This is a genomic window from Geodermatophilus sp. SYSU D00525, assembly GCF_054050475.1.
In genome coordinates this window covers 40,765-61,566 of the sequence record NZ_JBJGZK010000015.1, presented here as the reverse complement: position 1 = coordinate 61,566, position 20,802 = coordinate 40,765, and the positions used below count along the sequence as shown (strand labels likewise).

Here is a 20,802-nt window from a genome sequence, read left to right as displayed (position 1 = left end):
GTACAACGCCGGACCCCCGGGCCCGCTTCCCGTCCCGACGACGTCAGCGCCGCACGTCGTAGAGCAGGTGGGTCACCCGCCTGCCCTGCACCACTACCGGGTCCTCGAACGGGATCTCCGGCGGGCCGCCGGCGCCGAAGTACGGCCGGCCCGAGCCCAGGACCACCGGGACCAGCGCCAGCACCACCCGGTCGACCAGGCCGGCCCGCAGCGCCTGCCCGCCGACGTCCCCGGCGCTCACCGTGACGTCCCGGTCGCCGGCGAGCTCCCTCGCCCGCTCGATCGCGGCCGGCACGTCGGGCGCGAAGGTGAACGGCGCGGTGCCCCGGTGCGGCCAGTCGTCGGCCGGCCGGTGGGTGACCACGACGACGTGCTCGCCGTTCGGGGGCACGCCGCCCCAGCCGTCGGTGATGTCGAACAGCCGGCGCCCGCACACCATGACGCCCACCCGGGTGGCCATGTCGGTGAGGAACTCCGCCGTCTCCGCCGTCACGTGGAAGGGCCGGTCCGGGTCGCTGAAGGTCATCTCGACGTCGCCGTTCGCGTACCAGTCGAACAGCGGCCCCGGCATGTCGTCGTCCCGCCCGACGTACCCGTCCAGCGACACCGCCGCGAACAGCACCACCCGCCCCATGGCGCACCTCCTCGGTCCCGGCTCCGGGGTGGAGCCGCCTGGAGGGGAGACCGGCGGGCGGTCGTCAACTCATCGGTTGACGACGGGCTCAGTGACCCGCCGGCGCAGGCTCCCCTGCCGAGATCCCGTGATCTCGGCGTCTAGAGGCCCCTGCGACGTCGAGATCACGGGATCTCGACGGGACGGCGCCTCAGCGCAGGTGGGCGGTGTCGTTCACCAGGCGGACCGAGGTGCGGCCGTCGGAGCTCCACGCCACCGTCGACAGCGACGCCGCCTCCAGGAAGACCCGGTGCACCACCTCGTCGCCGGTGCCGAGGCCCGCGGCCAGCAGCAGCTTGATCGGCGTCACGTGGCTGACCACGAGCACCGTCCTCCCGGCGTGCCGCTCGAGCAGCCGCTTCCTCGCCCGGGCCACCCGCCGCGACACGTCGGCCACCGACTCGCCTCCCGGCGCGGCCACCGTCACGTCGGCCGTGAACCGTCGGGCGGCCAGCGGGTGCCGCCGCTGCGCCTCGGTGGCGGTGAGCCCCTCGAGGTCGCCGAAGTCGAGCTCGACCAGGTCGTCGTCGATCTCCACCGGCAGGCCCAGCGCGCCGGCCACGACCTCCGCGGTCTCCCGGGTGCGGCGCAGCGGCGAGGCGACCACGACCTCGATGCCCAGCTCCTTCGCCCGGACGGCGGCCGCCTCCGCCTCCGCCCGCCCGGTGGCCGACAGCGGCAGCTCGTTGCGGCCGCTGTACCGGCGCTCGGGGGTGTGCTCGGTGCGCCCGTGGCGGAGCAGGTGCGTCACCGTGGTGACGACGGGGGCGGGCTCGGCGGCCGGCTGGACGTCGTCCCCGGCCACCGACGGCTCGGCGGCGGCGTCGCGGTGCACCGGCCGGCCGTCCATCGCGCTGTTGGCCAGGGCGTCGGCGGCGCCGTTCTGCGCGCGCGGCACCCACGTGTAGCGGACGCTCCCCAGCTGCCGGGCGATGTCGCGGGCCTGGACGGCGAGCTTCTGCATGTCCGGGTGCTTGATCTTCCAGCGGCCCGACATCTGCTCGACGACGAGCTTGGAGTCCATCCGCACCTCGACGTCGGCGCTCGCATCGAGGTCCAGCGCCGCCTGCAGCCCGGCCACCAGCCCGCCGTACTCGGCGACGTTGTTCGTCGCCCGGCCCACCGACGCCGCGCGCTCGGCGAGCACCCGCCCGGTGGCGGCGTCGCGGACCAGCGCGCCGTAGCCGGCCGGGCCCGGGTTGCCCCGCGAGCCGCCGTCCGCCTCGACGACCAGCTTGCGGTTCACAGGCCCGACTCGCCGGTGCGCACGAGGATCCGGCCGCAGTTCTCGCAGCGGACCACCTCGTGGGGGTCGGCGTTGCGGACGGCGGCCAGCTCCTTGCCGAACAGCTCGATGCGGCAGCCCTGGCACTGCCGGGCCTTGAGCATCGCCGCGCCCGTGGTGCCGGTCTGGGTGCGGATGCGGTCGTAGAGCGCCAGCAGCGGGGCGGAGAGGCCACCGGCGACCTCCGCGCGCCGCGCCTCGTGCCGGGCGGTGGAGTCGGCGATGTCGGCGAGGGCGTCGTCGCGCAGCTGCTCGGCCCGCTCCCGGTCGGCGACGGCGGAGGCGCGGCCGGACTGCGCGTCGGCCAGCGCGGCGTCCGCGGTCTCCCGGCGCTCCATGAGCTCGAGCACCTGGTCCTCCAGGTCGGACTGCCGCCGCGCGAGCGACTGCAGCTCCGACTGCAGCGAGGTGATCTCCTTCGGCGTCGCCGCGCCGGAGTCGATCCGCGACCGGTCGCGGTCGGCCCGCTGCCGGACGGTGTCGACGTCGGCCTCGAGCCGCTTCTGCTCGCGGTCGAGGTCGCGCACCTCGGTCTCCGCGCGGACCTCGGCCTCGGCGAAGGTCCGCTCGGACTCCGCGGCGGCCTCGACCGCGGCGACCTCCGGCAGCGTGCGCTTCCGGTGGGCGAGCTGGGTGAGCGCGACGTCCTCGTCGGCCAGGGCCAGCAGCTTCTGCTGCTCGAAGTGGTCGGCCTTCACCCACTCAACCTACCTGCGCCCGCTGGCCTCCCCCGTCGCGCCGCGACCCGCGCCGGGCGGCGCGGACTCCAGCGGGTCGGGCAGGTCGCGGAAGGTCGGGTCCTCCCGCTCGGCGGTGTAGTCGCTCTCCGCCGTGCCGTCGACGCCGTCGTCCACCTTGGCCGCGCGCAGCGCCACCGTCACCAGCACGGTGACCAGCAGGTTGACCAGCAGCGCGAGCAGGCCGGTGTAGACGGTGTAGGTGGTGTCCAGGCCGAGCTTCGACAACGCGAACGACGACCCGCCGAAGTGCTCGCGGACGACCTCCTGGTTCGGTCCGAGCCGCGGGGTGTTGTAGAGCATCAGCAGGCCGGCGGCCATGCCGGCGACCCAGCCGGCGATCAGCCCGCCGCGGTGCATCCACCGGGTGTAGAGGCCCAGCGCCACCGACGGCAGCGTCTGCAGGATGATCACGCCACCGATGAGCTGCAGGTCGATGGAGAACTGCGGGTCGATGAACAGGATGGCCGCGACCGCGCCGACCTTCACCACCAGTGAGGTCACCTTCGCGACCTGCGCCTCCTGCCGCGGGGTCGCGTCCTTCTTGAGGAACTCCTTGTAGATGTTGCGGGTGAACAGGTTCGCCGCGGCGATCGACATGATCGCCGCCGGCACCAGCGCGCCGATGCCGATGGCGGCGAAGGCGATGCCGGCGAACCAGCTCGGGAACATCTCCTGGAACAGCACCGGGACGACCGTGTTGCCGTCCTCGCCGATCGGCGTCACGCCGGCCGCGATCGCCATGAAGCCCAGCAGCGCGATGAAGCCCAGTGCCAGGCTGTAGACCGGCAGCGCGCTCATGTTGCGCTTGAGCACGTCGCGGTTGCTGGCCGCCAGCAGCCCGGTGATCGAGTGCGGGTAGAGGAACAGCGCCAGCGCCGAGCCCAGCGCCAGGGTGGCGTAGCCGAGCTGGCCGCTCGCCGGGAGGAGCAGCCCCGCCCCCGTGCCGGCGGAGAACTTCTCCTCCGCGGCCCCGAAGATCGCGTCCCACCCGCCGAGCTTCGACGGGATGACGATGACCGCCACGATGATCGTCAGGTAGATCAACGTGTCCTTGACGAAGGCGATCAGCGCCGGTGCCCGCAGCCCGGAGTTGTACGTGTAGAGCGCCAGGATCACGAACGCGACGATGAGCGGCAGCTCGCCCTCGACGCCCATCGCCTTGAGGATCGCCTCGATGCCGACCAGCTGGAGGGCGATGTAGGGCATCGTCGCGACGATCCCGGTGAGGGCCACCAGCAGAGCCATCGTCGGGGAGTCGAACCGGGAGCGCACGAAGTCGGCCGGCGTCACGAACCCGCGCACGTGGCTGACCGACCACAGCCGGATGACGACCAGGAAGACCAGCGGGTAGATCACGACCGTGTACGGGACGGCGAAGAACCCGGCCGCCCCGGCGCCGAACATCAGCGCGGGGACCGCGACGAAGGTGTAGGCGGTGTACAGGTCACCGCCCAGCAGGAACCAGGTGATCCAGGTGCCGAAGCTGCGCCCGCCCAGCCCCCACTCGTCCAGGTGCATGAGGCTCTCCGCCCGCCGCCAGCGCGACGCGACGAACCCCATCACCGTGACGACCAGGAACAGGACGACGACGATCGTCAGCTCGACGACGTTGACCCCGTCCACGGCTCAGCGCTTCCTGTCCCGCTCGATGGCGGCACGGGCGGCGGCCTGCTCCGCCGGGCTGCGCCGGGTGGCGCGGTAGACGACCACGGTGGTCAGCACGCCCAGCCCGACGAACAGCAGCTGCAGCCAGTAGAAGAACGGCCAGCCGAACAGGGTCGGCTCGACGCGGTTGTACAGCGGCACCAGCAGCGGCACCACGATCGGGACCAGCAGCAGCCAGTTCCAGGGGCTGCGGTCGCTCCTCCGGGGGACCGCACCCCCCGTCGGCGGTCGTTCGGCGGTGGCCACGGCGCCCCTCCCCGTCTCAGCCGGCCGTGCGGGCCGGGTCCCCTCCTGCCGTCCGGTCCCGGTGCACCGTCCACGGGTCGGTGCGGCGCCGGGAGGCGACCGCCTCGACCCTGCCGGACAGGTCCGTGGCCAGCACGTCGGCGACCACGGGCACCCAGGGCCACTCGGACGCGAAGTGTGCCACGTCACACAAGGCCGGTCCTGCCGCCTCCCCGGACTCGGAGACCGGGTGGTGCCGCAGGTCGCTGGTGAGGAGGACGTCGGCGCCGGCCGCCGTCGCCTCGGGCAGCAGCGAGCCGCCGCTGCCCCCGCAGACGGCGACGGTGCGCACCGGCCGGTCCGGGTCCCCGGCCGCGCGGACCCCGCCCGCGGTCTCCGGCAGGACGGCCGCGGCGTGCGCGGCGAACCCGGCCAGCGTCGTCGGCTGCGCCAGCTCCCCCACCCGGCCGAGCCCGGCGCGGGAGCCCGGTGCGACCGGCTGCAGCGGGCGGGTGCCGGTCAGCCCGAGGACGGCGGCCAGCGCGTCGTTGACGCCGGCGTCGGGGGCGCGGTCGGCGTTGGTGTGCGCGACGAACAGCCCGCAACCGGCGCGCACCAGCCGGTGCACCAGCCGCCCCTTCGGGTCGTCGGCGGGGACGCCGTGCACCGGGGTGAGGAACAGCGGGTGGTGGGTGACCAGCAGCCCGGCGCCGAGCTCGAGCGCCTCGTCGACGACGGCGGCCACCGGGTCGACGGCGACCAGCACCCGCTCCACCGGCTCGGCGGGGTCCCCGCAGACCAGGCCGACGGCGTCCCAGCCCTCCGCGAGCGCCGGGTCGTAGCGGGCCTCCAGCGCGGCGACGACCTCGCCCAGGGTGGCGGTCACGGGCGCCGACCCTAGGTCAGACCCCCGGCCGCGCGGTCAGCCGCCGCAGCACCTCGGGCAGGAACCGGCGGCGGAAGGGCCGCGTCAGCGCGAGCCGGGCCCGGCCGAGCGCGTCGTACCGCTGCGCGACGGTCACCGCCACCAGCTCGTGCCACCCGGCGACCGGCCGCACGTGCAGCACCAGCCGCAGGTCCAGGTGCCGGTCCCCGCCGCCGGCGACCACCGTGTCCGCCGTCGCCGCGCGGACCGTCCACGGGGTGCGCCGCCCGGCCGGCGCGCGCGCCGACGACCGGTCCGCGGCCGGGCCGACCAGCGCCCACCACTCGCGGGCGTCGACCGGGGACCCGGCCGGCAGCGGCACGGTGAAGGCGTCGGTCGCGTCCGGGGCGGCCAGGCCCGCGGCCGCGACCAGGCCGGGCGGTGCGAGCACCGGGCGGACCCGGGTGGCCGGGTGGCCACGCAGGCCCCGGGGACCGCTCCGGACGGGGCGTTCGTCACCGGGTCGGGCGTGGATGTCCACGGTGGGCCTCCGTAGGCGGGGGACGGCTCCGGCCACCGTGGCGCACAGGAGTCCGGGCGGACGAGGACGTCCGCGACCGTCGGGGTCCGCCGCGCTGCCCTGCCGCCGCGTCGCCACGTGCCGTGCCCCGCCGGTGCCGACGCGCTGCCGGACCGCGGGGCCGGCGTCCGGCCGGAGCCCCTCGTCGTCCGCACCGCCGCGTGCACCGGGTGAGAGGCTGCGGGGCGTGGCGGACAGGTCGCTGCGCGCACCGGCGTGGCTCGAGGAGCTGCTCCGCACCACTCCCCCACCGGTGCCCTGGCGCGACGTCGTCCGCTTCGCCGTCGTCGTGCCCGCGCCGCTGGCGGTGGCCCTGGCCGTCGGCGGGCAGACGGCGCTGGGCGCCGGCGTCTTCGCCACCACCGGCGCGCTCGCGGCCACCCTCGCCCCGCAGGGCGGCCCGCTGCGCGACCGGCTGCGCCGCACCGCCGCCGCGGTCGGCCTCGGCGCGGTCGGCCTGGTCGCCGGGCAGTTCGCCGCCGGCGGCGGCGTGTGGCCGGTGGTGGTCGTGGCGGTGCTGTCGGTGGCTGCCGCGGTGATCAGCGCCGTCAACTCGGCGATGTCGCTGGGCGCGCTGCAGCTGCTGGTCTACACCGCGCTGGCTTCCGGGTTGGTCACGCCGCTGCCCCAGGCGGCCGAGGTGGCGTTCTTCGCCGCCGGCGCGGCCTGGGCGACGCTGGCCACGCTGGTGCAGGCCGCGACCGAGCCCAGCGACCCCGACCGCAGCGCCGTCGCCGCGGTGTTCACCCGGATCGCCGGGCTGCTCACCGCCGTCGGCACCGAGGGCACCGACGACGCCCGCCGCGAGCTCACCACCGCGCTCAACGCCGCCTACGACCGGGTCATCCGCACCCGCAGCCTCGCCGCCGGCCGCAACCGGCAGCTGTCGGAGCTGGCCGGGGTGCTCAACGCCGCCGCCCCGCTGGTGGAGGCCGCGGTCGCCGCCGCCCGCGCCGGGGTGCACGCCGACCCGCACGACGTGACGGCGGTGCACGCCCTCGCCGCCGCCGTCTCCGGCAGCCGCGAGCTGCCCGCCGAGCGCCCACCCGCCCTCGACGACGGGCCCGCCGTGCGCCGCGCGGTGCGCCACGGCGTGCGGCTGGCGTGGGCCGTCGTCGGCGACCCCGAGGAGCGCGCGGGGGCCGCCGTCACCCCGCCCCGGCCGCCCTGGCGGGACCGGCTGCGCGACCTCGCCGACCGCACCCTCGGCAGCACCGACACCCGCGAGTTCGCCCTCCGGCTGACGCTGTGCATGACCATCGCGGAGGTCGCCCGCCAGCTGCTGCCCATCGAGCGGCCCTACTGGGTGCTGCTCACCGTCGCGATCGTGCTCAAGCCCGACTACGGCTCGGTGTTCACCCGAGCGGTGCAGCGCGGCGCGGGCACGCTGCTCGGCGTCCTCATCGGCTCGCTGCTGCTGTCGGTGCTGCCCCGCGACGGCTGGGTGGTGGTCGCCATGGCCGTCGCCGCCGGCCTGCTGCCCTGGGCGCGCGGCGCCAACTTCGGCCTGTTCTCCGTCTTCCAGACGCCGGTGATCATCCTGCTGCTCGACCTCGCCGTCCCCGGCGGGCCGGAGCTGGTCGGCGCCCGGCTGGTGGACACCCTCATCGGCTGCGCGATCGTGCTGGTCGCGGGCTACCTGCTGTGGCCGCAGACCTGGCGGGCGCCGCTGGAGGACGCCCTGCGCGCGGCCGCGCTGGCCCTCGACGCCTTCGTCGGCGCCGCCTTCGGCGAGGACCCCGTCGCGCGCCGCCGCGCCCGCCGCGCGACCTACCGGGCGCTCACCGAGCTGCACACCCAGCTGCAGCGCCGGCTGGCCGAGCCGCCGCCCATCAGCACCCGCGCCGCGGCCTGGTGGCCGGTCATCGTGCAGCTGGAGCGGACCGCCGACGCCGTCACCGAGGCGGTCATCGCCGTCCGCGGCGGGGAGCCCGGGCCCGACCCGGCGCAGGTCGCGGTGCTGCGGCGGGCGCTGCGCGAGCTGGAGGACGACGTCCGCGCGCACCGGGTGCCCGACGACGCCGAGATCCACGCCGACGGCGTCCTCGCCCCGGTCGCCCGCGAGGTCGACGCCGCCCGCCGGATGGTCCGCGACGCCGCGCCGGGCCGCCGCCCGGAGACGGCGGCGCCCGGGAGCTGAGCCCCCGCCGATCCCCACGGGACGGCGGCGCCCCGGAGCTGAGCCCCGGTCCGCCCTCCGCGCGAGAGGCGGCTGAGTCGCCGCTCCCCCGGAGCTGCGCTGTCATGGACGGGTGCCGCTCCGCCGCTACCGCCCCGCCCCCGTCCCGCCCCGCATCCCCGTCGTCCCGGGGATCGACGGACCCCCGCCGCCGGGCTCGCGCACCGTCCGCACCGACGACGGCGTGGACCTGCACGTGGAGTTCGACGGACCCGAGGACGCCCCGGTCACCGTGGTCTTCTCCCACGGGTTCACCGCCCGCCTCGGCGAGTTCCAGCTGCAGGTCGAGGCGATCCGCGACCGCGCCCGGATCGTGCTGTGGGACCAGCGCGGCCACGGCCGGTCCCGCTGGGTCGACCCGCGGACGGCGACCATCGACCGCACCGCCCGCGACCTCGGCCAGGTCCTCGACGCCGTCGTCCCCGCCGGGCGGCCGGTGGTCCTCGCCGGCCACTCGATGGGCGGCATGACGATCATGGCGCTGGCCCGGCAGCGGCCCGAGCTGTTCGGCACCCGCGTCGTCGGCGCGTTCCTGCTGGCCACCTCGGCCGGCGGCCTGGTCGCCCGCGGGCCCCTGGGGTTCGCGGTGAAGGCGATGCGCGCGCTGCACCTGCTGGGCCTCTACCTGTGGTGGCTGCGGCTGCTGGCCCCCGGGCTGGAGCGGTTGCGGCGGCGCGGCACGCGGCTGGGCCACCGGTTCACCCGCCGCTACCTGTTCGGCCGCGACGACGCCACGCGCGAGGCCGTCCGCGTCGTGCAGGCGATGCTCGAGGAGACGCCGCTGACGGTGACCATGGCCTTCTACGGAACCTTCCTCGACCACGACGAGACCGCGTCCCTGCCGGTGCTCGGGCGGGTCCCGTGCACCGTCGTCGCCGCCGAGTACGACCGGCTGACCCCGGCCGAGCACGGCCGGCAACTGGCCGAGGGGATCGGCGAGCGGGCCGAGCTGGTCGTCGTCCCGGGGGCCGGGCACAGCGTCAACCTCACCCGCACCGCCGTCGTCGACCGCGCCCTCACCGACCTGCTCGACCGGGTGGCAGCGGCTGGCCCCGGCAGCGTCCGGCAGGCAGGCTGACCGCGGACCTGCCTACCGTGTCCGGCACCACACGACCGTGTTCCGACGGCCGGGTCGCTGGATACGGGACCGGCCGACACCGTCTCGACGAGTTGGGGAGCGACCGTGGACCGCCTGAGCGCGACCGATGCCGGCTTCTACTACGCGGAGACCGAGAACGCACCGCTGCACGTGGGCTCGGTGGCGGTCTTCGAGGGACCGGCGCCGTCCTACGGCGACCTGGTGCGGCTGCTGCTGAGCAAGCTGCCGCTGGTGCCGCGCTACCGGCAGCGGGTGCGCGAGGTGCCCTTCAACCTGGGCCGCCCGCTGTGGGTCGACGACCCGCACTTCCAGATCCTCTACCACGTGCGGCACACCGCGGTGCCCAAGCCCGGCGGTGAGGAGCAGCTGCGCAACCTCGCCGGGCGGGTGCTCGGCCAGCGCCTGGACATGGCCAAGCCGCTGTGGGAGGTGTGGCTGGTCGAGGGCCTGGAGGACGACCGCTGGGCGATCATCTCCAAGGTCCACCACTGCATGGTCGACGGCATCGCCGGCACCGACCTGATGCAGGTCATGTTCGACCTCGACCCGAACGCCGAGCACAAGGCGCCGCGCGACTGGTCGCCGCAGCGCAGCCCCTCGGGCGTCGAGATGATCGCCGGCGCGCTCACCGAGACCCTCACCGCTCCCCTGCGCCAGCTCGTGCACGGCCCGGAGGCCGTCAGCACCGGCGCGAAGGGGCTGGTCGACAGCGCGAAGGCGGCGGTGTCGTCGGTCCCGCAGCTGGCCCGCCAGGCGCTGACCCCGATGGCCCGCACGCTCACCGGCCCGATCGGCCCGCACCGGCGCTGGGCGTGGGCCGACGCGGAGTTCGAGGACCTGCGCACCGCCCGCACCGCGCTCGGCGGCACGGTCAACGACGTCGTCCTCACCGCCATCACCCGCGGCTTCCGCGACCTGCTCAAGGGCCGCGGCGCGCTCGGCGGCGACACCGTCGTCCGCACGATGGTGCCGATCTCGGTGCGCAAGGAGGGCGAGCGCGGGTCGCTGGACAACCGGGTGACCGCCGTCTTCGTCGACCTGCCGGTCGGCGAGCCCGACCCGCGGGCCCGGCTGGCCGCCGTCAAGCAGCAGATGGACGAGTACAAGAGGACGATGCAGGCGGTCGACGCCCGCTCGATCATCGGGATGGGCGACTACGTCGCGCCGACGCTGCTGGCCCTCGGGGTGCGGTCGGCCATGCAGACCGGCCAGATGTGGTGCCAGGCGGTGACGACGAACGTGCCCGGCCCGCGGGTGCCGCTGTACGTGCTCGGCAAGCGCATGGTGTCGGCGCACCCCTACGTGCCGATCGCCGGCGGCACCCGGATCTCCATCGGGATCTTCAGCTACCTCAACTCGATGACCTTCGGCATCAACGCCGACTTCGACGCCTTCCCCGACGTCGACGTGCTGGCCGAGGGGATCTGCCGCGGCATCGCCGAGCTCGTCGGACTCGCCGCGGAGCCGCAGCCGGCCGCGGCCGCGCCGTGACCCGGCGGTCGCCGGGCGTGACCCGGTTCACGCCCGGCGACCGCGGGTAGCGCGCCGTCGTGACCGTTTCCGAGACCGATCTGACCGTCGCCGTCACGGGCCCCACCGGCACCTTCGGGGAGGGCCTGGTCCCCCTGCTGCAGGCCGACGACCGGGTCCGCCGGGTGGTCGGCATCGCCCGCCGCCCCTTCGACCCGGCCGCCCGCGGCTGGACGAAGATGGAGTACCGCCGGGGCGACGTGCGCGACGCCGACGCGCTGAAGGACGCGTTCGCCGACGCCGACGTCGTGGTGCACCTCGCGTTCCTCATCACCGGCAACGCCTCGCGGCAGACCACGCGGGCGATCAACGTCGACGGGACGCTCAACGCGTTCCGCGCCGCGGCCGCCGCCGGCGCACGCCGGTTCGTCTACGCCTCCTCGCTCGCCGCGTACGGCTTCCACCGGGACAACCCGGTCGGCATGACCGAGGACTGGCCGGTACGCCCCGCGTCCCGGCTGTTCTACGCGCAGGAGAAGGCCGAGCTCGAGCAGCTGCTGCGGCAGGAGGCGCAGGCCCACCCGGAGCTCGGGCTGTACCTCCTGCGCCCGCCGGTGGTGCTCGGCCCGCACACCGTCGGCGCCAAGGACCTGCTGCCCGGCCCGCTGGCCCCGCTGGGACGGTGGCTGGCCGAGCAGAGCACCCGGCGGCTGCCGGTCCCGGTGCCGGTCGCGGTACCGGCCCTGCCGCTGCAGTTCGTCCACGAGGACGACGTGGGCTCCGCGCTGCTGCAGTGCGTCGTCGCCGCCGGCCCGCCCGGGGCCTACAACATCGCCGGCGACGGCGTCCTGACCGCCGCCGACGTCGCCCGCGAGTACGGCGCCCTCCCGGTGCCGCTGCCCGCGGCGCCGGCGCAGTTCGCCGCCCGCGCGGTGTCCCGGCTGCCGTTCCTGCCGCCGGCCGCCGAGTGGGTGGAGGCGGTCAGCCACCCGGCGATCATGGACACCACCAAGGCCAAGCAGGAGCTGGGCTGGCGCCCCAACTACTCCGGCCTGGAGGCGCTGCGCGCCACCCTCGACCAGCGCTGAGACCGGCCCGCGCCACGCCGGGCGGGAGCAGGATCGGCTGCACCCGCCGGCGCCGGCCCCGTGACCGGCGGGGCGTCCCGACCGTTGTACCCGGCGCCGGCGAGCCGTGACGAGCCCCGAGGAAGGAGTGCGCATGAGCCCCGGAGCGGACGACGTCCCCCGCATCGTGCTGGTCGACGCCGCGAGCGAGGTCGAGCGGCGGATGGCGACCGAGGGGCTGCCCCCGGGCGGGACGGTCCTGCCGCTGAGCGGCTCGGCGCTGGCCAGGCCGCTGGCCGACGCCGACCCCGCCACCGTGGTGACCGCGACCCGGGTGGCGTGGACGCCGCGCGGCGGCGCCGAGGTGACCCGCCGCGGCCCCGGCCGGCGCGGGCGGTGGTCGGCGGCCCGGCCCTCGCTGCTGCGCCGCCCACCGGCCCCGCTGCAGGCGGCGGCGGTGCGCCGCGACCCGGACCGGGCGCGGGTCGTCGTCGCCGAGCCGGCCACCGTGGGCGAGCTGACCGGCCGGTGGGACGGCACGGGCAGCCTCGCCGCGTTCGTCGCCCACCAGGCGGCGCTGGCCCTCGACCGGGCCGAGCGGCAGGTGGTCGGCGACCGGGCCAAGGTGCCCCGGCACGTCGCCGAGGCGATCCGGCACAGCCCCGAGTGGCGCGCGGAGGTCGCCGCGCTGGCCGGGCGGCTGGAGCTGCCCGAGGAGGAGGTGGCCGCCGAGGCCGCCGCCGACCTCGACGAGCTGGTCGCGGCGATGGACCCGGCCGCCGTCGAGGTGTTCACCGGGCTGCTGCGGCCGGTGCACGCCCGCGCCTGGGACGTGCAGGCCGACACCGCACGGCTCACCGACCTGCGCGAGCTCAACCGGACCCACCCGCTGGTGTTCCTGCCCAGCCACCGCTCCTACGTCGACCCGCTGGTCCTCGCCGACGTCCTGGCGCAGCACGACTTCCCGCGCAACCACGTGCTCGGCGGGGAGAACCTGCGGTTCTGGCCGGTCGGGTCGATCGCCAAGCGGGCCGGGCTGATCTTCATCCGGCGCAGCTTCGGTGACGACCAGGTCTACAAGACCGCCGTCCGCGAGTACCTGGCGTTCCTGCTGGCCAAGCGGTTCAACCTCGAGTGGTACATGGAGGGCGGCCGCTCCCGCACCGGCAAGCTGCGCCCGCCGCGGCACGGGCTGCTCGGCTTCGTCGCCGACGCCGTCGAGCGCAAGCGGGTGGAGGACGTCTACCTGGTCCCGGTGTCGATCACCTACGACCAGCTCCGCGAGGTGTCGGGCATGGCCGCCGAGCAGGGCGGCGCGGCCAAGCGCGGCGAGGGCCTGTCGTGGATGGCGTCCTACATCCGCGAGCAGGTGCGCACGCCGCTGGGCACGGTGCACGTGGGCTTCGCCGAGCCGCTGTCGCTGGCCGCGGCGCTGCGCGGCGCCGACCCGGCCGACCCGGGCTCGCGCCGGCTGAGCCTGCAGAAGGTGGCCTTCCGGGTCGCCGTCGGCATCAACGACGTCACCCCGGCGACGGCTACGGCGCTGGTGACCCTCGCCCTGCTCGGCGTGCGGGACCGGGCGCTGACGCTGGCGCAGGTGCAGCGGGTGCTCGAGCCGCTGCTGCGCTACCTCACCGAGCGGGGCCTGCCGCACTCCGGCGCCGCGCTGGGGACGCCCCCCGGGGTGCGGCGGGTGCTCGGCGCGCTGGCCGGGCAGGGCGTGGTGACCGTGTACGAGGGCGGCGAGGAGCCGGTGTACGCGATCGAGCGCGGCCAGCACCTGGTGGCCGCCTTCTACCGCAACAACGCGATCCACCACTTCGTCGACCGGGCGATCGCCGAGCTGGTGATGCTGCGCGACCCAGCCGACCGCTGGGACGAGGCCTACCGGCTGCGCGACCTGCTCAAGTTCGAGTTCTTCTTCGAGGACCGCGACGCCTACCGCGCCCGGCTGGCCGCCGAGCTGGAGCGGCTGGACCCGGGATGGGAGACCGCCGACGGCCGCGACGTCCTCTGCCGCGCCGACCTGCTGGTGGCCCACCGGGTGCTGCGGTCCTTCGTCGACGCGCAGCTCGTCGTCGCCGAGCGGCTCGCCGCCCGCGACCCGCGGACGCCGGTCACCGAGCCCGAGTTCCTCGCCGAGTGCTCCGGCGTCGGGCAGCAGATGCTGCTGCAGGGCCGGTTGCACGGGCCCGAGTCGCTGTCCCGCGAGCTGTTCGCGGGGGCGCTGCGGCTGGCCGCCAACCTCGACCTGGTCGACCCCGGCCGGGAGGACGTGGCCCGCCGGCGGCAGGAGTGGGCCGCTCAAGTCCGGGACGTCGTCGGCCGAGTAGTGGTGATCGACGAGTTGGACGCCGCGGCGCGGCGGGAGAACGTGGGGGTGGAACCGTGACGGCCGAGACGTCGACGGGGGGCGGGCTGCGCGACCAGGCGGCCGCGATGGCCCGGAGCAACGTCTGGACCGAGGAGCAGCTGGTCGCCGACGTCGAGGCGGCGCCGCCCGGCCCACGGGTCGGGGCGTTCTTCGACTTCGACGGGACGGTGATCGACGGCTACTCGCTGGCCGCCTTCGCCCGACACCACCTGCGCTCGCTGCACGTCACCCCGACCGACCTCGGCCAGCTGCTGCTCACCGGCCTGCGCGGGGTCACCACCGAGGAGGACTTCGAGCGGTTCACCGTCGCCGGCATGCGCGCCTGGGCCGGCCGCAGCGAGGACGAGCTGGCCGAGCTCGGCGAGCGGCTGTTCGTCCAGGGCATCGCGGGCTCGCTGTACCCCGAGGCCTGGCGCCTGGTCACCGCCCACCTGCAGGCCGGGCACACCGTGGTCCTGGCCTCGTCGGCGACCCGCTTCCAGGTGGAGCCGGCCGCCCGCGCGCTGGGCGTGCAGCACGTGCTGGTCTCCCCCGTCGAGATCGTCGACGGCGTCTGCACCGGCCGCCCCGGCGGCCCGCTGCTGTGGCGGGCGGGCAAGGCCGCGGCCGTGCGCGCCTTCGCCGAGGAGCACGGCATCGACCTGCTGCAGAGCTACGCCTACTCCAACGGGGACGAGGACGTCCCCTTCCTGCGCACCGTCGGCCGCGCCCGCGCGCTCAACCCGGGCAAGGGGCTGACCGCCGCGGCCCGGCACTACTCGTGGCCGGTCGCCCGCTTCAAGCGCCGCGGGAGCACCTCCCCGGCCGACGTCGCCCGCACGCTGGCCGGCGTCGGCGGCATGTTCGGCGGCTTCGCCACGGGCCTCGCGGTCGGCGCGCTGGGCGGCTCGCGGCGGGAGGCGGTCGACCTCGGCCTCACCCTCGCGGGTGAACTCGGCAGCGCGCTGGCCGGCGTCCGGCTCGACGTCCAGGGCGCCGAGCACCTGGCCACCCGGCCCGCGGTGTTCCTGTTCAACCACCAGAGCCAGCTCGACGTCCTCATCCTCGCCAAGCTGCTGCGCGGCGGGTTCACCGGCGTGGCCAAGAAGGAGCTGGCGCGGACGCCGGGCTTCGGCCTGGCGTTCCGGCTGGCCGACGTCGCCTTCGTCGACCGCAGCGACCCCGCCCAGGCCCGCCGTGCCCTCGAGCCCGCCGTGCAGCGGCTCGAGGAGGGCATCTCGCTCGTCGTCGCCCCCGAGGGCACCCGCTCGGCCACCCCGACCCTCGGGGCGTTCAAGAAGGGCGCCTTCCACGTCGCGATGCAGGCCGGCGTGCCGGTCGTGCCGGTGGTCATCCGCAACGCCGGCGAGCTGATGTGGCGCGGCGCGACGACGATCTCCCCCGGCACCGTGCAGGTGCGGGTGCTGCCCCCGGTCGACACGGCCGGCTGGTCGGTCGAGGACCTCGACCGGCACGTGACCGAGGTGCGCGACTCCTTCGTCGCCACGCTGGCCAACTGGTCCGGGCGCACGCAGCGGCCGGTGGTCGCCGAGTCCCCCACCGCCGAGGAGGCCGGGCCCGCCCCCGCGGTCCCCGCCGCGCCGCTGGACTGGGGCACCTCGCCGGAGATGAACCCCATCGAGACGGCGATGTGGCGCGCCGAGGCGGCCGACCCGCGGCTGCGCGCCAACGTCACGCTGCTGGAGGTGCTCGAGACCGCGCCGGACTGGGACCGCTTCCTCGGCGCGCACGAGTGGGCCTCGCGCATGGTGCCGCGGATGCGCCAGAAGGTGGTCGAGCCGGCGCTGGGCGTCGGCGCGCCCCGCTGGGTGACGGTTGACGACCTCGACCTGGCCCGGCACGTGCGCCGGGTGCGGCTGGAGGAGCCCGGCTCGACGCGGCAGCTGCTCGACGTCGTCGGGGAGTTCGCCTCCGCCCCACTGGACCGCGGCCGGCCGCTGTGGGAGGTGCTGCTGGTCGAGGGCCTGGCCGAGGGCCGCGCCGGCTACGTCGTCAAGACCCACCACAGCACCACCGACGGGCTGGGCGCCGTCCAGCTCATGGGCCTGCTGCACCGCCGCAGCCCCGACCGCGACCCCGCCCGGCCCGAGCCGCCGGCCCCGGTGCCCGGCGAGGTCTCCCGCGTGGGCGCGCTGACGGAGCAGCTGGTCGGCACCGCGCGCTCGGTACCGCTGGCCGCGCTGCGCCGCGGCGTGGAGGCGCTAAGCACCCTGCGCCACCCGCGGGACGTGGCGGCGCAGGCGCTCGACGCCGCCCGCGCGGCCACGAAGACCCTCGCGCCGCCGCGCGGCAGCTCCCCCGCACTCGCCGCCCGCGGCGGCGACTGGCGGTTCGAGGTGCTCGAGGTGCCGCTCGCCGACCTCAAGCGCGGCGCGAAGGCGGCCGGCGGGAGCCTCAACGACGGGTTCCTCGCCGCGGTGGTCGGCGGCTTCCGCCGCTACCACGAGCGCACCGGCGCCCCGCTGGGCACGATGACCGTCGGCATCCCGATCAGCCTGCGGGCCCGCGACGACGCCCAGGGCGGCAACCGGTTCACCGGCGCCCGGTTCACCGCGTCGCTCGCCGAGGCCGACCCGGCCGCGCGGATCGCCACGATCCGGCAGTTCGTCCTCTCGGCCCGCGAGACCAGCGCCAGCGGCGTCACCGACGACCTGCTCGGCCCGGCGCTGCACTGGCTCCCCGCACCGGTGGTCGGCGCGGTCTCCGGGCGGCTGACCAGCGCCAACGACGTCCAGGTGAGCAACATGCCCGGCGTCGCGCACCCGGTGTACATCGCCGGCTCGCGGATCCTGCGGATGTACCCGTTCGGCCCGCTGCCGGGCTGCGCGGCGATGGTCACGCTGCTCTCGCACGAGGACCAGTGCTGCATCGGCGTCAACCTCGACTCCGCCGCCGTCACCGACCCGGCGGGCCTGGTGGCCGACCTGCAGGCGGGCCTGGACGAGGTGGTGGCACTCGGTCAGGTGTGAGCCAGGTCTCCTGCGGTACAGCACCGGGCGGAAGCCGGTGTCCCAGCCCAGGAGAGGCCATGACCTTCAACCTCGCCACCATGCTGCGCGAGTCCACCGCCGCGCAGCCGGACAAGCCGATGCTGCGGCTCGGCCCGCTCACCCTGACCTACGGGCAGGTCGACCAGCTCTCGGCGCAGGTGGCCGGCGGGCTCCGGGAGGCCGGGCTGCAGCGCGGCGACAGCGTCGCGCTGCAGCTGCCCAACGTGCCGCAGTTCGTGCTCGCCTACTTCGGGGCGCTGCGGGCCGGGATGACGGTCGTGCCGCTCAACCCGCTGCTCAAGGCGCCCGAGGTGAGCTACCACCTCTCCGACAGCGGCGCGAAGGTGCTGGTCACCTTCGACGCGTTCGCCGAGGAGGCGGTCAAGGGTGCGGCCGAGGCCGGCGGCGTCCGGGTGTACGTGGTCTCCGCGCCCGGCGGCCCGGACGCGCCGCCGGACACCACCCCGTTCGACGCCCTGGTCGCCGCCGGTGCCGGCGCCGACCCGGCCGACGTCGAGCAGATGTCCCCCGACGACACCGCCACGATCATCTACACGAGCGGGACCACCGGCCGCCCCAAGGGCGCCGAGCTCACCCACTTCCAGATGTACATGGCGGCGTCGGTGGCGGCGGAGACCTTCCAGTACCGGGACGACGACGTCGGCATGGCGGTGCTGCCGCTGTTCCACGTCTTCGGGCTGTCCAGCGTCATGAACTGCGCGATCCGCGCCGGCGCGACGCTGTCGCTGGTCCCCCGCTTCGACGTCGGCGCCGTCCTCGACGCGATGGAGGAGCACCGGGTCACCGTGTTCTGCGGCGTCCCCACCATGTTCGTGGCGCTCATGCACGCCGACCTGTCCGGCCGCGACGTCTCCCGGCTGCGGGTGTGCGTCTCCGGTGGCGCGTCGATCCCCGGCGAGGTCATCAAGGGTTTCGAGGCGGCCTACGCCGGGGCGACGATCCTCGAGGGCTACGGGCTGTCGGAGACCTGCGCGCTGGCCACGTTCAACCGCAGCGCCGAGGAGCGGCGGGTCACCTCGATCGGCAAGCGCATGTGGGGCTGCGAGGTCCGCGTCGTCGACGGCGAGGACCGGCCGCTGCCGCCCGGGCCGGACAACGTCGGCGAGATCGTGCTGCGCGGGCACAACGTCATGAAGGGCTACCTCGGGCGGCCCGAGGCCACCGCCGAGGCGATGCGCGGCGGCTGGTTCCACACCGGCGACCTCGGCTACGTGGACGAGGACGAGTTCTTCTACATCGTCGACCGCAAGAAGGACCTGGTCATCCGCGGCGGCTTCAACGTCTACCCGCGCGAGATCGAGGAGGTCCTGCACGCCCACCCGGCGGTGATGGAGGCCGCCGTCGTCGGCCGGCCCGACGAGCGGCTCGGCGAGGAGGTCGTGGCCTTCGTCAGCCTGCGCTCGGGCGCCTCGGTCGAGCCGGACGAGGTGATCGCGTTCTGCAAGGAGCGGCTGGCCGCCTACAAGTACCCGCGCGAGGTGGTCGTCATCGACGAGCTGCCCAAGGGCCCGAGCGGCAAGGTCCTCAAGACCGAACTGCGCGGCCGCTGACGGTCTCGCCCATCCAGGAGAGCACCAGGTCGGCCAGGCGGTCGGGCACCTGCAGCTGGGGCACGTGCCCGACCCCGGCCAGCTCCTCGTACCGCCAGCCGGGGTGCGCCTGCGCCAGCTCGCGGGCGGCGTCGACGGGGACCAGCCGGTCGCGGTCGCCGTGCACCAGCAGCACCGGCGCGGCCACCCGCGCCATCGCCGCCCGGTAGCGGCGCGGGTCGGCCAGGATCCCCAGCAGCGAGCGGGCCGCGGCGAGGAAGGCACGGTCCATCCCGGCGACGTCCTCGCGCTGCTCGAGCAGGGTGACCGCGCGGTCGACCACCGGGGCGGGCAGCTCGTCGGGGTCGATGCCGACCAGCTCGAGCATCTTCCGCACCCGGGTCAGCGGCGTCGAGCGGGCCCGCCGCAGCGCGAGGAACCGCTCCCCCAGACCCGGCAGGGCGTAGAGGGCGAAGGTGCCCGCGACGAGGGGGTCCAGCCGGCGCCGGCCGCCGGGCAGCGCGGGGTCGAGCAGCACCAGGCCCCGCACGAGGTCCGGCGTCGCCGCGGCGGTGAACAGCGAGACCATCCCGCCCATCGAGTTGCCGACCAGCACCGCCGGCTCGCGCACCACCTCGCGCAGGAAGCGCTGCAGGACCGCGACGTTCGCCGGCACGGTGGCGCGGCGCTCGCCCGGCTCGCTGCGGCCGAAACCGGGCAGGTCCAGGGCCCACACCCGGGCCGACGGCGTCAGCAGGGGCGCGAACAGGTCCCAGTTGCCGTGCGACCCGCCCAGCCCGTGCACCAGCACGACCACCGGGCCGTCGTCGGCGCCGCCGTGGTCCACGACGTGCACCGGGCCGCCCAGGTCGACGGTCCTGCTGGTCCCCGGCACCTCGTCCACCCTGACGGTCCCCTCCCGCTGCGCGTGCCGGCGGCACCCGGTGGGCCGCCGTCCGGTCATTGATACGGCACAGGAAAGTGCCCTGGTCGCGCGCCTGGGACCCCTGTGACGCATGTGATCGGGGCCACACTGGACACCGCGAGTCGTCGCAGTCAGGTGTGACCGGTACTCCAGGGTGGGTACCGGCCCGGGCGAGGCGGTGAGTGCCGCCGGCGAGGAGGACGACGTGTCGCGACAGCCCCACGACGGGCCCGGCCTGCCCCTGTACCTGACAGAGGTGAGCCGTGCGATGGCCGACTACGGCCTCTACCTGGCGGCCCGCCCGCTGCTGCCGCGACTACCGACCGGTGACGGCCACCCCGTCCTGGTGCTGCCCGGCCTCATGGCCGACGACATGTCGACGGCGACGCTGCGCCGCACGCTGCGGCGGCTGGGCTACCGCGTCCACGGCTGGCGGCTCGGGCGCAACATCGGCCCGACGCAGGAGTGCGTGGAGGGCATGAGCCGCCGGATCGAGGACCTCAGCGACCGCTACGGCCGCCCGGTCACCCTCATCGGCCAGAGCCTGGGCGGCATCTTCGCCCGCGACCTCGCCCGCAAGACCCCCGACGCGGTACGCCAGGTGATCACCCTGGGCAGCCCCTTCGGCCTGAAGCGCGACAGCCAGACCCGCGCGCACAAGGTGTTCGAGCGCTACTCGCACCTGCACGTGGAGAAGCGGACGCTGCCGCTGGAGAGCGAGTCGACGCCGCTGCCGGTGCCGTCGACGTCGATCTACTCGCACCAGGACGGCATCGTCGCCTGGCAGGCGTGCCTGGACCGGCTCTCGCCGCACGCCGAGAACATCGCCGTGTACGCGAGCCACCTGGGCATGGGCCACAACCCGGCGGTCATCTACGCCGTCGCCGACCGGCTGGCGCAGCGGGAGGGCACCTGGCGGCCGTTCCGCCCGCCGCTCACCCTGCGCCCGGCCTTCCCGCGCCCCGACGTCCCCGAGGTCCCGCTGCACCCGGCCGCCGCGGCCTGAGCCCACCGGTCGATCAGCTGTGGTGGTCCCCAGACGTCCGTGACCACCACGGCTGACCGCTGGGTGCCGGGACGTGCCGGACGGCGGGTCGCGGCGACGGGTACGGAGT

The 20,802-nt window shown here is 75.6% G+C and carries 16 protein-coding genes; 8 read left to right on the top strand and 8 right to left on the bottom strand.

Translation table 11 applies throughout. The features are described from left to right. Positions 1 to 43 precede the first annotated feature (43 nt). From ACI796_RS14290 to ACI796_RS14260, 7 genes are all read right to left on the bottom strand, one after another. The gene (locus tag ACI796_RS14290) at positions 44 to 634 is read right to left on the bottom strand and encodes a dihydrofolate reductase family protein (protein ID WP_456941890.1); all 591 of its coding nucleotides are present in this window, start codon (positions 632 to 634) and stop codon (positions 44 to 46) included. A gap of 190 nt (positions 635 to 824) precedes the next feature. Continuing rightward, positions 825 to 1,919 (bottom strand): bifunctional RNase H/acid phosphatase, encoded by a 1,095-nt coding sequence (locus tag ACI796_RS14285; RefSeq protein WP_456941889.1) that lies wholly within the window; start codon positions 1,917 to 1,919, stop codon positions 825 to 827. Continuing rightward, positions 1,916 to 2,656 carry a zinc ribbon domain-containing protein gene (locus tag ACI796_RS14280; protein WP_456941888.1) on the bottom strand — a complete coding sequence of 247 codons (741 nt, stop codon included), beginning with the start codon at positions 2,654 to 2,656 and terminating at the stop codon, positions 1,916 to 1,918. The genes ACI796_RS14285 and ACI796_RS14280 overlap by 4 nt, the downstream gene beginning before the upstream one ends. Positions 2,657 to 2,665: 9 nt before the next feature. Then, positions 2,666 to 4,321, bottom strand: a complete 1,656-nt coding sequence (gene mctP, locus ACI796_RS14275; protein WP_456941887.1) for a monocarboxylate uptake permease MctP — start codon at positions 4,319 to 4,321, stop codon at positions 2,666 to 2,668. A 3-nt stretch (positions 4,322 to 4,324) separates the two neighbouring features. After that, the gene (locus ACI796_RS14270) at positions 4,325 to 4,609 is read right to left on the bottom strand and encodes a DUF3311 domain-containing protein (protein WP_456941886.1); all 285 of its coding nucleotides are present in this window, start codon (positions 4,607 to 4,609) and stop codon (positions 4,325 to 4,327) included. A 16-nt stretch (positions 4,610 to 4,625) separates the two neighbouring features. Next, entirely contained in the window at positions 4,626 to 5,474 is an 849-nt protein-coding gene (locus ACI796_RS14265; RefSeq protein WP_456941885.1) for a Nif3-like dinuclear metal center hexameric protein, read from the bottom strand. Positions 5,475 to 5,490: 16 nt separating this feature from the next. Then, entirely contained in the window at positions 5,491 to 5,904 is a 414-nt protein-coding gene (locus ACI796_RS14260; RefSeq protein ID WP_456941884.1) for a DUF2867 domain-containing protein, read from the bottom strand. A gap of 316 nt (positions 5,905 to 6,220) precedes the next feature. On the opposite strand from ACI796_RS14260, the gene ACI796_RS14255 reads away from it, so the two are divergent. From ACI796_RS14255 to ACI796_RS14225, 7 genes are all read left to right on the top strand, one after another. After that, complete coding sequence (locus tag ACI796_RS14255) at positions 6,221 to 8,173, top strand: FUSC family protein (protein WP_456941883.1); 1,953 nt, start codon at positions 6,221 to 6,223, stop codon at positions 8,171 to 8,173. Between the two features lie 112 nt (positions 8,174 to 8,285). Next, the gene (locus ACI796_RS14250) at positions 8,286 to 9,290 is read left to right on the top strand and encodes an alpha/beta fold hydrolase (protein WP_456941882.1); all 1,005 of its coding nucleotides are present in this window, start codon (positions 8,286 to 8,288) and stop codon (positions 9,288 to 9,290) included. A gap of 105 nt (positions 9,291 to 9,395) precedes the next feature. Further along, on the top strand, positions 9,396 to 10,802 hold the full coding sequence (locus ACI796_RS14245; RefSeq protein WP_456941881.1) for a WS/DGAT/MGAT family O-acyltransferase: 1,407 nt from the start codon (positions 9,396 to 9,398) through the stop codon (positions 10,800 to 10,802). A gap of 59 nt (positions 10,803 to 10,861) precedes the next feature. After that, a complete protein-coding gene (locus ACI796_RS14240) occupies positions 10,862 to 11,869 on the top strand; it encodes an NAD-dependent epimerase/dehydratase family protein (protein ID WP_456941880.1) in 1,008 nt (335 codons plus the stop codon). Positions 11,870 to 12,002: 133 nt separating this feature from the next. Further along, the gene (locus ACI796_RS14235; RefSeq protein ID WP_456941879.1) at positions 12,003 to 14,240 is read left to right on the top strand and encodes a glycerol-3-phosphate 1-O-acyltransferase; all 2,238 of its coding nucleotides are present in this window, start codon (positions 12,003 to 12,005) and stop codon (positions 14,238 to 14,240) included. After that, positions 14,237 to 17,191: a wax ester/triacylglycerol synthase family O-acyltransferase gene (locus ACI796_RS14230; RefSeq protein WP_456941878.1), complete on the top strand. Its 2,955-nt coding sequence runs from the start codon at positions 14,237 to 14,239 to the stop codon at positions 17,189 to 17,191. The genes ACI796_RS14235 and ACI796_RS14230 overlap by 4 nt, the downstream gene beginning before the upstream one ends. Positions 17,192 to 17,250: 59 nt before the next feature. After that, complete coding sequence (locus tag ACI796_RS14225) at positions 17,251 to 18,783, top strand: long-chain-fatty-acid--CoA ligase (RefSeq protein ID WP_456941877.1); 1,533 nt, start codon at positions 17,251 to 17,253, stop codon at positions 18,781 to 18,783. On the opposite strand, the gene ACI796_RS14220 is transcribed toward ACI796_RS14225, so the two are convergent. Beyond that, positions 18,758 to 19,666 carry an alpha/beta fold hydrolase gene (locus ACI796_RS14220; RefSeq protein ID WP_456941876.1) on the bottom strand — a complete coding sequence of 303 codons (909 nt, stop codon included), beginning with the start codon at positions 19,664 to 19,666 and terminating at the stop codon, positions 18,758 to 18,760. The genes ACI796_RS14225 and ACI796_RS14220 overlap by 26 nt on opposite strands. A 226-nt stretch (positions 19,667 to 19,892) precedes the next feature. Here ACI796_RS14220 and ACI796_RS14215 point away from each other — a divergent pair, with 226 nt between their 5' ends. After that, positions 19,893 to 20,693 (top strand): esterase/lipase family protein, encoded by an 801-nt coding sequence (locus ACI796_RS14215; RefSeq protein WP_456941875.1) that lies wholly within the window; start codon positions 19,893 to 19,895, stop codon positions 20,691 to 20,693. Positions 20,694 to 20,802 lie beyond the last annotated feature (109 nt).